This is a genomic window from Campylobacter sp. CNRCH_2014_2452, assembly GCF_025772865.1.
Classification (GTDB): domain Bacteria; phylum Campylobacterota; class Campylobacteria; order Campylobacterales; family Campylobacteraceae; genus Campylobacter_D; species Campylobacter_D lari_D.
Map to the genome: position 1 here is coordinate 135,790 of NZ_JAKMSX010000003.1, position 15,549 is coordinate 151,338.

The 15,549-nt window shown below is 27.0% G+C and carries 14 protein-coding genes; 10 read left to right on the plus strand and 4 right to left on the minus strand.

Going from position 1 to position 15,549, the window contains the following annotated elements:
- Positions 1–62: 62 nt before the first annotated feature.
- Entirely contained in the window at positions 63–968 is a 906-nt protein-coding gene (locus tag L8X38_RS02795) for a glycosyltransferase family 2 protein (RefSeq protein ID WP_263661237.1), read from the plus strand.
- On the opposite strand, the gene L8X38_RS02800 is transcribed toward L8X38_RS02795, so the two are convergent.
- Positions 940–2,001, minus strand: a complete 1,062-nt coding sequence (locus L8X38_RS02800; RefSeq protein ID WP_263661239.1) for a beta-1,4-N-acetylgalactosaminyltransferase — start codon at positions 1,999–2,001, stop codon at positions 940–942. The genes L8X38_RS02795 and L8X38_RS02800 overlap by 29 nt on opposite strands.
- Positions 2,002–2,058: 57 nt before the next feature.
- On the opposite strand from L8X38_RS02800, the gene L8X38_RS02805 reads away from it, so the two are divergent.
- The 4 genes from L8X38_RS02805 to L8X38_RS02820 are packed head-to-tail and all read left to right on the plus strand — an operon-like array spanning position 2,059 to position 6,362.
- Positions 2,059–3,270 carry a glycosyltransferase family 2 protein gene (locus L8X38_RS02805; protein ID WP_263661241.1) on the plus strand — a complete coding sequence of 404 codons (1,212 nt, stop codon included), beginning with the start codon at positions 2,059–2,061 and terminating at the stop codon, positions 3,268–3,270.
- Entirely contained in the window at positions 3,267–4,202 is a 936-nt protein-coding gene (locus L8X38_RS08450) for a glycosyltransferase family 2 protein (protein WP_318529581.1), read from the plus strand. The genes L8X38_RS02805 and L8X38_RS08450 overlap by 4 nt, the downstream gene beginning before the upstream one ends.
- A gap of 2 nt (positions 4,203–4,204) precedes the next feature.
- Entirely contained in the window at positions 4,205–5,152 is a 948-nt protein-coding gene (locus L8X38_RS02815) for a capsular polysaccharide synthesis protein (RefSeq protein WP_263661242.1), read from the plus strand.
- Complete coding sequence (locus tag L8X38_RS02820) at positions 5,145–6,362, plus strand: glycosyltransferase family 2 protein (protein WP_263661243.1); 1,218 nt, start codon at positions 5,145–5,147, stop codon at positions 6,360–6,362. Before L8X38_RS02815 ends, L8X38_RS02820 begins: the two co-directional genes overlap by 8 nt.
- On the opposite strand, the gene L8X38_RS02825 is transcribed toward L8X38_RS02820, so the two are convergent.
- The 3 genes from L8X38_RS02825 to waaC are packed head-to-tail and all read right to left on the minus strand — an operon-like array spanning position 6,363 to position 9,807.
- Complete coding sequence (locus L8X38_RS02825) at positions 6,363–7,910, minus strand: glycosyltransferase family 2 protein (RefSeq protein ID WP_263661244.1); 1,548 nt, start codon at positions 7,908–7,910, stop codon at positions 6,363–6,365.
- A gap of 8 nt (positions 7,911–7,918) precedes the next feature.
- Positions 7,919–8,791 (minus strand): lipid A biosynthesis lauroyl acyltransferase, encoded by an 873-nt coding sequence (locus L8X38_RS02830; protein WP_263661245.1) that lies wholly within the window; start codon positions 8,789–8,791, stop codon positions 7,919–7,921.
- Positions 8,788–9,807 carry a lipopolysaccharide heptosyltransferase I gene (gene waaC / locus L8X38_RS02835; RefSeq protein WP_263661246.1) on the minus strand — a complete coding sequence of 340 codons (1,020 nt, stop codon included), beginning with the start codon at positions 9,805–9,807 and terminating at the stop codon, positions 8,788–8,790. The genes L8X38_RS02830 and waaC overlap by 4 nt, the downstream gene beginning before the upstream one ends.
- A gap of 66 nt (positions 9,808–9,873) precedes the next feature.
- On the opposite strand from waaC, the gene L8X38_RS02840 reads away from it, so the two are divergent.
- Genes L8X38_RS02840 through L8X38_RS02860 form a run of 5 tightly spaced genes read left to right on the plus strand, consistent with a single transcriptional unit; the run spans position 9,874 to position 15,549 of the window.
- Positions 9,874–10,653 (plus strand): 3'-5' exonuclease, encoded by a 780-nt coding sequence (locus L8X38_RS02840; RefSeq protein WP_263661247.1) that lies wholly within the window; start codon positions 9,874–9,876, stop codon positions 10,651–10,653.
- A 58-nt stretch (positions 10,654–10,711) separates the two neighbouring features.
- Positions 10,712–11,698 carry a UDP-glucose 4-epimerase GalE gene (gene galE, locus L8X38_RS02845; RefSeq protein WP_012661952.1) on the plus strand — a complete coding sequence of 329 codons (987 nt, stop codon included), beginning with the start codon at positions 10,712–10,714 and terminating at the stop codon, positions 11,696–11,698.
- Complete coding sequence (locus tag L8X38_RS02850; RefSeq protein ID WP_263661248.1) at positions 11,692–13,386, plus strand: ABC transporter ATP-binding protein; 1,695 nt, start codon at positions 11,692–11,694, stop codon at positions 13,384–13,386. The genes galE and L8X38_RS02850 overlap by 7 nt, the downstream gene beginning before the upstream one ends.
- Positions 13,383–14,447, plus strand: coding sequence for a glycosyltransferase (locus L8X38_RS02855; protein WP_263661249.1), 1,065 nt, complete (start codon positions 13,383–13,385; stop codon positions 14,445–14,447). Before L8X38_RS02850 ends, L8X38_RS02855 begins: the two co-directional genes overlap by 4 nt.
- 1 nt (position 14,448) lies before the next feature.
- Complete coding sequence (locus L8X38_RS02860; protein ID WP_263661250.1) at positions 14,449–15,549, plus strand: glycosyltransferase; 1,101 nt, start codon at positions 14,449–14,451, stop codon at positions 15,547–15,549.

The following is a 15,549-nucleotide window of genomic DNA, read 5'->3' on the forward strand; positions in this document are numbered from 1 at the left end:
ATAGTTTTATAATATTAAATGATATTTTGCTATAATTTTTAAAAATAAATAAAAGAGTATATATGAATAATCCTTTAATATCAATTATACTACCAACATATAATGTAGAAAAATATATAGCTAGAGCATTAGAAAGTTGTATTAACCAAACTTTTAAAGATATAGAAATCATTGTAGTAAATGATTGTGGAAGTGATAAAAGTATAGATATAGCTAAAGAATATGCCAGTAAAGATGATAGAATAAAAATCATACATAATGAACAGAATTTAAAGCTTTTAAGAGCAAGATATGAAGGTGTTAAAGTGGCAACTTCACCTTATATCATGTTTTTAGATCCTGATGATTATTTAGAGCTTAATGCATGTGAAGAATGTGTTAAAATTTTGAATAAAAATAATAAGATAGATTTAATATTTTTTGATGCATTTGTGTTAAGCAACAATAGTAAAATAGAAAGAAAATTAAATTTTCAAGAAAAAAGCTACATAAAAAAAGATTTTTTAAAAAAGCTACTAAAAACCAAAAATCTATTTTGGACAATGTGGGGAAAAGTCATAAAAAAAGAATTATATCTCAAAGCTTTTAGTCTAATACCACTGGAAAAAAATACCAAAATTAATATGGCTGAAGATGTTTTATTGTATTATCCTTTAATAAATATCTCAAATGCTATATTTTATTTGAATAAAAATTTATATAATTATCAAATAAGCAACTCCTCTATAACCGGAACCTTAACATCACTAAACATAAAAACAAATATACAAGAACAAGATAATGTTACAAATCTTCTAAAGAAGATACAACATAACTATAATTTTAATCTAGCTTTGCTGTTTTTAATTAATTATTTTTTATTGATTGAAAAATATGTATTATCAGGTAAGAAAAATTCTCTCTATTTTAAAATCAATATTTTTTTTAAAAAAAATCAATTTAAATTTTATCGCTTTCTAAAGATGTAAGCTTTTCATATATTTGCTTTAATACTTTATATTTTAACATTTCAAAGTCTATTTGATCTCTTAATTTTTCTTTATAATCCCTAATAAATTCATCTAAACCAATCCAAGTCAATTGATTGTAATCATTTTTTCTGTAACTTTTAATAAATGGAAAATGATAATTATTAAGTTCTGTATAAAAGAAAACTTTTTTTTCAAAAGATAAAACTTCATAAGATTTTGCAAATTTTGATTTAATATCAACTATATTCCAATTAAAACTATCCCCCTTAATTAATACTTCTTTCCAAAATAAATTAGTATTTTGTATCAATAAGCAATCTCCCGGGGCTCTTAAAATCATTCCATCTTTATCCCGATAAACATAAAAATTCCCATCGTTAAATACAAAATCTATTCTAGAATAACTAACCACATGATAATCTTTTTTGGGTATATAAAAACTCTTATATAATTTTTTAGCATCATAGTAATGGTCCACATCTATTTTTATAAGCCATTCTCCTTGAGGAATAAAGCTTGCAACATAATTATAATAGCTATAAAGTTTATTTTCTTCACCTTGCGGATTTTCAATTTGTACTTCGTAAGGATATTTTACTGGTATAAAAGAAGGATATTGCTTGCAAAATTCTAAAATAATCTCCTCGCTTCCATCAGTACAATCATTATATCCTATAACACCTCTTTGCACAGCAGGTAATATGCTTTCTAAAGAAGCTCTTAAGGTGATAGCTTCATTTTTCACTCTTATAAAAGCCCAAGGATTTAAAGGAGATTTTGGATCTTTTGAATTCAAATCAAAATCAAAAAAACCTTGATGTTTTTTCACACCATAAATAGCTCCGTTAATCTCGAGAAAATAATTATTAGAAAACAAGTTTATTTTATTTACTAAATCTTCATTTAATATAGAATTTACTTTTTGTAAAACAATAGTCTTATTGTCTAAAAAAAATCTTATTTTTTTTCTCACATAACTTATAGGTATAAAAAATAAAAATATCTTTATAATCACTTCTCTCGTTTTCATACTCTCTTATTTTTCTTTTTTAGATATAATACAAAAAACAACCAAGTGAAAGTGTATATGAATAATCCTTTAATTTCCATTATTATACCAATATACAATGTGGCACCTTATTTAAAAGAATGTCTAGATAGCGTTGTCAATCAAAGCTATAAACATTTAGATATTGTTTTAGTAGATGATGGAAGTGATGATGAAAGCTTAGATATAGCTTTAGAATATCTCAATAAAGATGAAAGAATATTTTTAATCTCTAAGGAAAATGGAGGATTGAGTTCGGCAAGAAATATGGGATTAGAATTTATAAAAGGAACTAAGCTTAGAAGCTTTTTTGAAGATGATAAAGAACAAGATATAATCTCTTTTACCTCAACTCATACCTTTGACAAAAATACAAAAATAATCAGCAAAGAAGCTATAAAATCAAATTTTATACAAATTCAAAAAAGATACATAAAAACAAATATAGAAAATATAAATGATTTATTAGTGCAAGAGCTACCAAATTCTATAATTCACTTTTTAGATTCAGATGATTATTTTTTAAATGATTGTATAGAGCTTTGCGTGAAAGAAATGATTGAAAAAGATTTGGATATTTGTGCGCACGGGTTTGAAGAATATCATGAAAAAAATTCTTGTTTTTTAAAAAAACCACCAACAGACCTAATGCAAAAAAGTAAAAAAATATTTTTTAATACCGGTATAGAACTATTGCAAGAAAATAACTTTTTTCAGTTTTATTTTGCTTGGCAAGGAACTTTTAAAGCTAAAATTTTAAATCAATATAATCTTCGTTTCACACATGGAATTTATCATGAAGATCATGATTTTGGAACTATATTGTTTTGCTTGGCAAAAAAAGTTTTTTATATCAATACAACCTTAATGATATATAGAATTAGAAAAGGCTCCATAACAAATATCCAAAATACTTTAATACCGCAAAAATTACCTAAATATCTAGAGCCACTAAAAGAGCATTTTAATGATTATAAAGAATTGAGAAAATATTTTAAATTATTTTGTTTTATAAAAATAGCTGAGCAAATTCAAAACTTTAATAACAAATCAAAAACAAATAGTTTTTTTTTAGAAAAAACTTCAAAAGAATATATGTACAACTATTTAAAAGAAAGCAAACAAAAAGATCCATTAAACATCAGAGATATTCTACAAAATAAATTGAAGTATTTTTATTTATATAATTTTTTATTTAAAATAAGATTTTATTTGCGTCACCCTAGAAAAATTTTTCAGGATAGAACATGAGTCAAATTTCCATCATACTACCAACTTATAATGTAGAAAAATATATTGCTAGAGCATTAGAAAGTTGTATTAACCAAACTTTTAAAGATATAGAAATCATTGTAGTAGATGATTGCGGTAATGATAAAAGTGTAGATATAGCTAAAGAATATGCTAGTAAAGATGATAGGATAAAAATCATACATAATGAAGAGAATTTAGGAACTTTTGCTAGTAGAAATATAGGTGTATTAAATGCAAAATCAGATTTTATAATGTTTTTAGATCCTGATGATTATTTAGAGCTTAATGCCTGTGAAATTTGTATAAAAAATCTTGATTATGATGATGATTTACTATGTTTCAATTTTATTTCTATCAATCCAAATCAATTAAAAAAGGATAAATTTTTTATAAAAAATTCTTTTAGTATTGAATTTTTCTTCAATTTTTTCTTACAAAAATATCCATATTATAATTGGTATATTTGGGGTAAAGTCTACAAAAAAATAACATTTTTAAAAATTTTCGAGAAGTTACCATTAAAATCAAAAGAAAAAATAATTATGGGGGAAGATGCTTTAACTTTTTTAGCTTATTTATTTTTTTCAAAACATATAAAAACTTTAGATGATAATTTGTACTATTATGATTTAACTAATGACAATTCATCTACAAATATTCAAAGCAAAGAACCCAACTTAAAATATTTTGAAAGTATAAATTATGTGATAAAAAAAATTCACTTGTTTTCATTGATGCATTCAAATCAATACAAATTCCATTGTAAAATTTTTATTTATAATTTAAAAATTAACAAAGCACAATCTTTGAAAATAAGTGAAAAAAACATATTTAAAAAAATACAATATACTTGTCAAAGAAAAATTATCAAATTAAAGAGAGATTTTTTAATTCATAAAGCAAAACTAATTATGTTTAAAAAAGGATGATAGTGAACTTTATAGGAAAAATTTTATATTTTTTTGCCAATATTATACCAGTAAAAAGAACAAGAAAAATTATCAAAGCCAAAATAAAATGGAAATATTCACATCCTTATATAGCAAATTATCTTAAATTAAATTATATTACACCCTACTATCAAAAAAACAACCAATATCATTTAGAACCAAAAGCAATATTTGAAAATGAAAAAATAATATGGCAGTTTTGGTATCAAGGTGAAAATGAAATGCCTGATATTATAAAAAAATGCACACAATCTGTAAAAAGATACATGGGGGAGGAATATAAAATTATTATTTTAGACAAAGATACTATAAAAAAATATATAGATCTTCCAGATTTTGTAGTCAGCAAACTTGAAAATGATTTTTTTGGAAAAAAAACAACAACTTTCTTTTCTGACCTTCTTCGAGTTGCTCTTTTATCATTGTATGGTGGAATTTGGATGGATGCAACAATATTTTTAAGTGGACCAATAAACAAAGATATTTTGAACAAAAAATTTTTCATATTTACAAGATCAAAAAATAAACCTGAGGACTATATAGAATGGGTATTATTTAACAGAAACTATTTTTCTTGGGATGAAGGATTTCAAGTAAACATGCTTAGCAGTTTTTTAGTTGCACAAAAGAATTCTAGTGAAGTTTCCGTGATAAAAGATATTCTACTTGAGTACTGGAAAAAAGAAAAAATAATTAGACATTATTTTATAATTCAAATACTTTTTAATATTCTATACGATTGTAAAAGTGCTGATGAACATAATAGTGATATCGTTCCTCATCTTCTTCAAAAATTTTCTGATCAAAATTTTGATCAGAAACTATGGAATTCAATAAAAACAAAAACTTCTATCCACAAATTAACTTATTTCAAAAATATTAGAAAAAATTCCTTGATAGATACTGTTTTAAGTCAATCATATGAATAATCCTTTAATTTCCATTATTATACCAATATACAATGTAGCACCATACCTAAAAGAATGTCTAGATAGCGTTGTCAATCAAAGCTATAAACATTTAGATATTGTTTTAGTAGATGATGGAAGTGATGATGAAAGCTTAGATATAGCTTTAGAATATCTCAATAAAGATGAAAGAATATTTTTAATCTCTAAGGAAAATGGAGGATTGAGTTCGGCAAGAAATATGGGATTAGAATTTATAAAAGGAACTAAGCTTAGAAGCTTTTTTGAAGATGATAAAGAACAAGATATAATCTCTTTTACCTCAACTCATACCTTTGACAAAAATACAAAAATAATCAGCAAAGAAGCTATAAAATCAAATTTTATACAAATTCAAAAAAGATACATAAAAACAAATATAGAAAATATAAATGATTTATTAGTGCAAGAGCTACCAAATTCTATAATTCACTTTTTAGATTCAGATGATTATTTTTTAAATGATTGTATAGAGCTTTGCGTGAAAGAAATGATTGAAAAAGATTTGGATATTTGTGCGCATGGGTTTGAAGAATATCATGAAAAAAATAAACAATTCATAAAAAAAAGTTTTTTTAAAAAAACTTTTTATGAAAATTTTTATCATCCATTAGATTTATTAAAACTAAATAACAGATATAATTTTTATTTTGCTTGGCAAGGAACTTTTAAAGCTAAAATTTTAAATCAATATAATCTTCGTTTCACTCATGGAATTTATCATGAAGATCATGATTTTGGAACTATATTGTTTTGCTTGGCCAATAGAATGTTTTATATTAAAAATAGTTATGGTTATATTTATAGAAATAATCCTAATTCAATAACATCGACACAAAAAAAATCCACTTTTCCAAGGAAAATACCAAAATTTTTATTTCCGATAAAACACCATTTTAAAACATATAAATCTTTAAGAATGTACTATAAAGTTTATTCTTTTAGCATTGTAGCTTTTCAAATTTATAATTTTATAAATCGAAGTAAACACAAAGGCGATATTTTTTTGCAAAATATGATTTATGAATATTGCGATTTGTTTAAAACTTCTTTAAAAATTGATCCTTTACATATATTAGATATTTATAAAAAAATAAAATTAAATAAAAATAAACTATTTTTTAAATGTATAAAAAGATTAAAAAGACATCCGAAACATATCTTTCACTTGATTAACTATTTTTTGTATTAATTATCTCCAAGTTGTTTTTTCATTTTTTATAGTTTCAAGATAAATTTGATGATTGATTTCAAGCATATTTTTGCTATTTTCTTCATGGTAGATATGATAAGCCAGAGCATTAAATTTAAGCCTTTTAAACACTCCCTCATTAAATAAAAATCTAGCTACAAACTCGCTATCTTCCCTACCCCAGCCTATAAATTTTTCATTAAATCCCTCAATGGCTTCAAAATCACTTTTATAAAAGCTCATATTGCAGCCTCTTATACCTTTAATAAGTTGTGATTTTTTAAAAAATTTCTTAACTAGTTTTGAAAATTTATATATACATTTAGCTAAAAAAATATTTCTTTGATTTTTAAAACCCTTTTTATTAAAAGCCAAACTAAAATCATTTTTGCTTAAAAGTTCTTTGCTTTCTTTTTCATTTAAAATCACCCTAGAACCTTGCAAAAATACTTTTTTTTGTGCAAATTTCAAATGATCAGCTACAAAACTTTTTTCTAAAACCATATCTCCATCTATAACGATTATATATTCGCTTTTAGAAGCTTTAATAGCTTTGTTTCTAATCTCACTTAGTCTAAATCCCTCATCTTCTTGCCAAATATGCTCTAACTTACAAGGAAAATCCTTTTGATAAGCTTGTATAAGCTTAGCCGTATCTTCCCTGCTTCCATCATCAGCTATTAAAACCTCATCTGGTAAAGGCTCTAAGTTTTTAACGCTATCAAGCACCAAAGCAAGCCTTTCTTTTTGATTATAGGTTGTGATGATTAAAGCACAAGTTTTTGGCTTTTGTTTTTTTAACTCATATAATTTCATATATTTAAAAAAGGCCCCAAGACCATTGCAAGTACTTATGATAAAGCCTTTATAGCCATAAAAAATCCCTTTTTTCAAAACATAATTTCTAAAAAAAGTCCAAATTCCTCTTAGCAATGCCTTGCAAACACTACTTTCTCTGTGTAAATTTTGCAAAGCCCAAAGCTTAGAGTATTTTTGAAGCTTATCTAGCAAACTATCGATATCATCAAACGCAAAATGTCTCAAACCATTTTGCAACTTAATCTTTTTGCTATCTTCATGTAAAATCAAACTCTCATGCACCAAATTTTCATTAAAACTAGTATGGGTTTTATTAAACACTCGCATTACATGATCAGGCCACCATCCACAAGCTTTAATCCACTCTCCATTATATAAATTTTCTCTTGGTAAAGCTATGATATCTTCTTTATTAGGCTCAATTTGCCCTAATTCTTGTAAAAATTCTTTCTTAGTAAGCTCATCTGCGTCAATATTAAAAATCCAATCATTACTAGCATAACTTATGGCTAAATTTTTCAAAGGTCCAAAACCTATAAATTTATGCTGATAAATCTTGATATTTTTATAACTTTTACTAAACTCATAAGCAATTTTTAAAGTATCATCATTGCTATCATTTTCTATCAAAACTATCTCGCCAAATTCTTGCAAAGATTCCAAGCAAGCTTTTAAAGTTTTTTGAGCATTTTTAACAATCATTATCACACTAATTTGCTTTAAATCCATTTTATACCCTATAAATATAATTCATGATTGTATCTTTTAAATCTCTTATGAAAGAAAAAATACTCATCAGGTTTAAATTTAATCATCTCTTCACAACACTTTGCTTGATACTTAGTAAGCTCTTCTATACTTGCCTTGCTTGCATCTAAAGCCTTAAAAGTTTTTACAAAAAATTTCTCATCTTTTTGATACACAAAACAAGGTAAAATCATAGCATTTGTTTTTTTAGCAAGTACACTTGCACCTGCTATGAAATTTACTTCTTGGTTAAAATATTGTATTTTTACACTTTCACTATCCACTGCATCTTGATCGGTTAAAATTCCAAGCGATCTACCTTCTTTTAAGGCTTTTAGCATTTTTCTAAGCCCGCCCTTTTTTTCTATAAGCTCTATATTAAATTGCGTGCGATTTTTACTTAAAATTTTATCCATTATCACGCTATCAAGTGCTCTTCCAACTATGGAAATTCCTTGAAATTTAGCCCCAAAAGACAAAGCCAAAAGCTCCCAGTTACCATAATGAGCCGTAGTTACAATCAAGGGTCTTTTACTTTGCATTATATTTAAAATTTGCTCCTCATCATCAAAGCAAATTTTATTGATGATTTCTTCTTTGCTTGCATTTTGATTTTTGATAAAATCAATCCCAAATTTAGCAAAATTTTTATAGATATTAAGGCTAGTTTCATCACGCCATTTTTGATCTTTTTCAGGAAAACAAATTTTTAAGTTTATGTCAATGATTTTGCGGTGTTTGTGATTAAGCCTATAAGTGATCAAAGCAACCAAATTTGCAAAAGAGTTTAAAAGCTTTGAAGGTAAAATCTTCACAAGGGCTTTTAATATATAAAAAAGGCTTAGATATACATAATTTATCATTTTTCTAAAAGCTCACAAGCAAGTTTAAAAATATCTTTTTCATCGATATTTTGTATGCAAAAATCACTCTTATCGATATGCTTTGAATGCAGTATTTTTTTACCTGCATTGATTGTTTTGTTGATATTTGTTTCATAAGCATTTCTTTGACTAGGAGTAGCACCAAAAATCGTTATAGAAGGCTTATTTAGTGCAAAAGCTAAATGAGTAGGCCCGCTATCATTTCCGATGACTAGATCGCTTGCCTTAGTTAAAGCACAAAGCTCACTTAAGCTTAATTTTGGCGCAAGTTCTATTTTCAAATGTTTTAAATTTAAAACTATATCTTTAGCAAAATTAAACTCATTAACATTGCCCCAACCAAGCATGATTTTTGCACTAGTAAAATACTCTAAAAGCATTCTACAAAGTAGTATCAAACGCTCTTTTGGGTAAATTTTATTAGGCATAGATGAGCCTACATGTATGAGTATATTTGGCGCACTTTCACTTAAAGAAAGTCTTTGCTCTAGCTCTTCTTTTAACTCATCATCTACGCTAAAACAACTTTGTTTTAACTCTATGTCACTATGATCAAAATGCTCATTTAGCACATAAGCTACCAAAGAAAGATTACGCACGATAATATTTTCTTCATAATTACACGCAAATTTATGCGTATAAAAATTGCTCGCAAAGCCCTCTTTTATGCTTTCTTGATCAAAACCAAAAGTATTAGCACATAAAAATTTACTCACTAAAGCAGATTTAATCAAACCTTGCAAATCAATCACAACATCATATTTATTTTGCCTAGCTTCAAAAAGCATAGCAAAAACTTCTTTGAATTTTCTATCTTTCAAAGGCAGGGCATATACTTCATTGATCATTGGATGATCTTGCAATAATCCTGCAAATCTTGCATCTATAAACCAATCAATACTCGCCTTAGGATAATGCTTTTTAATAAATTGTAAAACAATTACTGCATGGATGATATCTCCAAGTGCGGATAATTTAACCAAACCTATTTTCATATACTACTTTATTTTTAAATTTTCTGTTATGATTTTAACAAAGATTTTTTTAAAAAAAGGTTTATCATGCAAGAATATATTTGCGTTTTTGATTGTGAGAGCATTCCTGATGTAGAATTGATAAAACATCTTTATGATTTTAATGGCGATGATTTAAGCATTAGCAAGCAAGCTTTAGAAAAACAAAAAGAAGAAAGTGGAAGTGAATTTTTACCCCTACCTTTTCATAAAGTTGTAAGCATTTGTGCAGTGATTGCAGATAAATTTGGAAATTTCATCAAAGTCAATAAAATCAAAGGCGAAAATGAAAAGCAAATGCTAGAAGAGTTTTTTAACTTCATAGACAAACACCAACCCCGCCTTGTAAGTTTTAATGGTAAAAGCTATGACATGCCTTTGCTTGTTATAAGAGCATTAAAATACAATATCAACGCAAGTGCTTATTTGGACGCAAGCGATAAATGGAATAACTACAAAAGCAAATTTGTAGAAAATAAACATTGTGATTTATTAGAATCTTTAGGAAGTTTTGGTCAAAAAGGCTTAAGACTTGACACGCTTTGTGCTATGGCAGGACTTCCTGGAAAATATGATGTGCATGGAAATGAAGTATTAGAACTTTTTTATCAAAACAAATTAGAAAAAATTCACGAATACTGCGAAAGTGATGTGTTAAACACCTATATGCTATTTTTAAAATACGAACTCATTAAAGGTAATTTAACCCAAGAAGATTATCTTAATATTTTAGAAAATTTCAAAGAAGAACTTTTGCAAAAACATAGCGATAAAAGCTATCAAAAGCCATTTTTAGAGGCCATAGAAAAAGAAAAGAGCAAGTTTTAAATTAATTAAGAAAAGTATATTAAAATAACTATTATTAAATATCACAAAAAGGATAAAAATGAAAATTTTAATCACCGGTGGCGCAGGATACATAGGCTCTCATACCTTAAAACAATTTTTAGAAACAAATCATGAAATTTGTGTATTAGATAATCTTTCAAAAGGTAGCAAAAAAAGTTTAGATGAACTTTCTAAAATCAGACCTTTTAAGTTTTTTGAGCAAGATTTAAGCGATTATGCTGGGATTAAAAAACTTTTCAAAGAAGAAAAATTTGATGCAATTGTGCATTTTGCAGCTAGTATTGAAGTTCCTGAAAGTATGGAAAATCCTTTAAAATACTATATGAACAATACCGCAAACACAAGCAACTTAATCCAAACTTGTTTAGAAACAGGTGTGAAAAAATTCATTTTTTCTTCAACCGCAGCTACTTATGGAGAGCCACAAACTCCTATCGTAGATGAGCAAAGTCCATTAGCACCGATTAATCCTTATGGACAAAGCAAACTAATGAGCGAAAAAGTCTTACAAGATGCTAATATGGCTAATCCTGAATTTAAATATTGCATTTTAAGATACTTCAATGTAGCAGGTGCTTGCATGAGTTATCCTATAGGTCAACGCTATCCAAAAGCTACTTTACTTATCAAGGTTGCTGCTGAAGTAGCCACAGGAAAAAGAGAAAAGCTTTATATTTTTGGCGATGATTATAATACTAAAGATGGCACTTGTATTAGAGATTTTATCCATGTTGATGATATTTCAAGTGCGCATTTAGCTGCTTTAGAATACCTAGAAAACAATGAAAGTAATATTTTCAATGTAGGCTATGGACATGGCTTTAGCGTAAAAGAAGTTATTGAAACTATGAAAAAAGTAAGCGGGGTGGATTTCACAGTAGAACTTGCACCAAAAAGAGCTGGAGATCCTTCTGTGCTTATTTCAAATGCTGATAAAATCAAAACCCTAACCAATTGGAAACCAAAATATGATAATTTAGAATTAATCTGTAAAAGTGCTTATGAGTGGGAAAAACAGTGTTAAAAAAACTTTTTTTCATACTCAATGCCCATGATAAGAAATTTTTATTTGCTTTGCTAATTTTTTCTATTTTTATAGGATTTATAGAAAGCTTTGCTATTTCTTTGATCATGCCTTTTGTATCAGTGGCGAGTAATTTTGAGCTTTTAGAAAAAAGCTCCTATTTTCAACCTGTATATGAGTATTTAAATTTACCAAGTTATAAGATTATTGCTTATTTTGGCTGTATATTAATCGCCTTTTATATTTTTAGAGCCTTTTTAAATGCCTTTTATTTTCATTTGCTTGCGCGTTTTTCTAAAGGGCGTTACCACAGCCTTGCTTGTCGTATTTTTGATAAATACCTACACCTTGAATATGAAAATTTTACTAACAAAAATCAATCAGAACTTTTAAAAACTATTACTCAAGAAGTATTTCATTTAAGCACTTTAATTAGTGCTTTTTTACTTATGCTAAGTGAAAGCTTTGTGGTGTTTTTACTTTATACTTTATTGCTAATTATCAACTATAAAATTACCCTAGCTTTAAGTGCTTTTTTACTTTTAAATGCTTTTATTTTGATTAAAATCCTCTCACCCTTGGTAAAAAAAGCTTCCATAGCTAGAGAAGAGGCGATGAAAAATTATTTTGAAATTTTAAATGCAAATTTAAACAACCTTAAGATCATCAAACTCAAAACCAAAGAACAAAGCACACAAAAACTTTATGAAATTCAAAGCGGGCTTTTTGCCAAAGCAAACATTAGCAATGAAAGCATGTCAAGCATTCCTAGAATTTACCTTGAAGGTATAGGTTTTTGTATGCTTTGTTTTATCGTAGTGTATTTAGTTTTAAGATATGAAAGTGATATTTCATCTATCTTAGCAACTATTACTATTTTTGTGGTGGCTCTTTATAGGCTTATGCCAAGTGCTAATCGTATCATCACAAGTTATAATGAAATCACATATTATAAAAACTCTTTAGATATTATTTATAATATGTTCAATGAAAAAGAAGAAAAACTAGGCGATGAAAGTATTGAATTTAAAGAAAAAATCGTTTTGAAAAATCTTTTCTTTGCTTATAAGGGTAAGAAAAACTTATTTAAAAATTTAAATTTTGAGCTTAATAAAAATGAAAAAATCGCTTTTATAGGTAAAAGTGGAAGTGGTAAAAGTACTTTAGTTGATCTTATCATAGGACTTTTAAAACCAAGCGATGGAGCTATTTTTGTAGATGGAATTAAGCTTGATGAGAGCAATATAAAAAGTTTTAGAAGTAAAATTGGCTACATACCTCAACAAATTTATCTTTTTAATGATTCTATTGCTAAAAATATTAGCTTTGGAGAAGAAGTAGATGAAGCACTTTTACACAAAGTGATCAAACAAGCTAATCTTGAAAGCTTTGTAAATTCACTTGAAGATGGAGTGTATACTAAGGTAGGTGATTCAGGTTCGTTTTTAAGTGGAGGCCAAAGACAAAGAATAGCTATAGCAAGAGCGCTTTATCAACAACCTGAAATTTTAGTTTTAGATGAAGCAACTAGTGCTCTTGATCAAGAAAGTGAAGCAAAAATCATGGAAGAAATCTATAAAATTTCAAAAGATAAAACCCTCATCATCATAGCCCATAGGCTCTCAACTATACAAGGTTGCGATAGAATATTTGAAGTAAAACATGGGCATTTAAAGGAACAAGCATGAAAATCACTTTCATCATAGCTACTTTAAATTCAGGCGGTGCTGAAAGAGTATTAGTCACTTTAGCTAATGAACTTTGCAAAAATCATGAAATAAATATTATTAAATTTCACAAAGAAGACTCTTTTTACAAGCTTGAGCCAAAAATCAAACTTTTTACCCTAGAGCAGTTTGACTTTTCCACTCTTTATAATAAAATAGCCTCGCGTATTAAAAAATTCAAAGCCTTAAAACAAGCACTTAAAGACCACAAAAGCGATGTTTTTATCTCATTTTTAGATACAACTAATATTGCTTGCATTTGGGCAAACAAAGGTTTAAATACACCTTTAATCATTAGCGAACATAGCTCTTATACTTATTTAAAATCTAAAATTTGGAAGTTTTTACGCCGTATAAGTTTTCCTCATGCAAATGCTTTAACCGTGCTAAGTAATGATGATAAAAATTACTATGAAAACTTTGTTAAAAAAGTTATCAATATGCCAAATCCTTGTCATTTTAGCCCTATTAAAGAAAATTTAGAAAAAGAAAATAATGTCATTTTCGTAGGCAGACTTGATCATAATAAAAATGCTTCTATGTTTTTAAAAGCCATAGCAAGGCTAGATACAAATTTACAAAAACAATACAACTTTTTCATAGCAGGCGATGGAGAATTAAGACAAGATTTAGAACAAGAAGCCAAGAATTTAAATATCAAAGTTAATTTTCTAGGTAAAATTGAAAATATGCAAGAGCTTTATAAAAAAGCAAAAATAATCTGTCTTTGCTCTTTCATAGAAGGCTTGCCAACAGTTTTACTTGAAAGTTTATATTATCAAGTAGTGCGCATTAGCACTAAATACACAAGCGGTCATAAAGATTTAATTGATGATGGAAAAGATGGATTTTTAGTAGATTTAGATGATGAAAAAGCTTTAAGCGAAAAACTCGCACTTTTAATGCAAGATGAAAATTTAAGAAAAACACTAGCGCTTAATGCACAGCAACGATGTAAAGATTATGAAGTGGCCAATGTAGCACAAAAATGGCTTGATTTAATCAAAGAAGTAAGGGTTTAAAATGAAAAAACTAGCAATTTTTATTTATTCTTTAGGAAGTGGTGGCGCTGAAAGGGTTGTATCTACGCTATTACCTGTGTTAAATTTAAAATATGAAATACATTTAATTTTAATGAATGATAAAATATCATATGATATTCCTGAAGTTAATATCCACTATCTTGAAAAATCAAATCCAAGTGAAAGTAACTTAGCTAAATTTTTAAAACTACCCTTGCTAGCTATAAAATACAAAAAACTTTGTGAAGATTTAAAAATCAATTTGCAATTTGTATTATTAAATAGACCTAATTATATTGCGTTAATGGCAAAATCCCTAGGACTTAAATCAACCCTTATTATCAATGAATGCACCACTCCAAGTGTAATTTATAAACATAATAATCTAAATTCTTTTATCAATAAATTTCTTATTAAAAAACTTTATAATAAAGCAGATTTAATCTTAGCAAATTCTATAGGAAACAAAGAAGATTTAATACAAAATTTCAATATAGAGGCTAAAAAATGCGATATTTTATACAATGCCATAGATTTAGAAAACATTATAGAAAAATCTAAAGAAAAAATAGACTTTAAAGATCCTTTTATATTAAGTGTTGGTAGGCTTGATCATGGTAAAAATCATGCTATGCTTATAAGAGCTTATGCAAAAGTTAAAACTGATTTAAAATTAGTCATTTTAGGCGAGGGCATTTTAAAAAATGAGCTTTTAGCTTTAATAGAAACTTTAAATTTAAAAGATAAAGTCTTTTTACTAGGTTTTGATAAAAATCCTTATAAATACATGAGCAAATGTGACTTTTTTGCTTTTGCTTCAAGTTTTGAAGGCTTTTCCAATGTTTTAATCGAATGCCTAGCTTGTAATACTGCCGTACTTTGCACTGATCATAAAAGTGGCGCAAGGGAGCTATTTTTAGATGATGAGTTTGGACTTTTAGTAAAAGTAGATGATGAAAAAGCCATGCAAGAAGGCTTAGAAAAAATGTGCAATGATGAAGCATTAAAAGCTTCATATAAACAAAAAGCTTTTTTGCGTGCAAAAGAATTTGATAAAATTAGCGTAGCAAAGCAATTATTTGAATTTTTCAACAAGGCATAA

What these genes read in the sequence shown, in the direction of transcription:
- L8X38_RS02795 (WP_263661237.1), top strand. Translation starts at nt 63, where the DNA reads ATGAATAATCCTTTAATATCAATTATACTACCAACATATAATGTAGAA.
- L8X38_RS02800 (WP_263661239.1), bottom strand. Translation starts at nt 2,001, where the DNA reads ATGAAAACGAGAGAAGTGATTATAAAGATATTTTTATTTTTTATACCT.
- L8X38_RS02805 (WP_263661241.1), top strand. Translation starts at nt 2,059, where the DNA reads ATGAATAATCCTTTAATTTCCATTATTATACCAATATACAATGTGGCA.
- L8X38_RS08450 (WP_318529581.1), top strand. Translation starts at nt 3,267, where the DNA reads ATGAGTCAAATTTCCATCATACTACCAACTTATAATGTAGAAAAATAT.
- L8X38_RS02820 (WP_263661243.1), top strand. Translation starts at nt 5,145, where the DNA reads ATGAATAATCCTTTAATTTCCATTATTATACCAATATACAATGTAGCA.
- L8X38_RS02825 (WP_263661244.1), bottom strand. Translation starts at nt 7,910, where the DNA reads ATGGATTTAAAGCAAATTAGTGTGATAATGATTGTTAAAAATGCTCAA.
- L8X38_RS02830 (WP_263661245.1), bottom strand. Translation starts at nt 8,791, where the DNA reads ATGATAAATTATGTATATCTAAGCCTTTTTTATATATTAAAAGCCCTT.
- waaC (WP_263661246.1), bottom strand. Translation starts at nt 9,807, where the DNA reads ATGAAAATAGGTTTGGTTAAATTATCCGCACTTGGAGATATCATCCAT.
- L8X38_RS02840 (WP_263661247.1), top strand. Translation starts at nt 9,874, where the DNA reads ATGCAAGAATATATTTGCGTTTTTGATTGTGAGAGCATTCCTGATGTA.
- galE (WP_012661952.1), top strand. Translation starts at nt 10,712, where the DNA reads ATGAAAATTTTAATCACCGGTGGCGCAGGATACATAGGCTCTCATACC.
- L8X38_RS02855 (WP_263661249.1), top strand. Translation starts at nt 13,383, where the DNA reads ATGAAAATCACTTTCATCATAGCTACTTTAAATTCAGGCGGTGCTGAA.
- L8X38_RS02860 (WP_263661250.1), top strand. Translation starts at nt 14,449, where the DNA reads ATGAAAAAACTAGCAATTTTTATTTATTCTTTAGGAAGTGGTGGCGCT.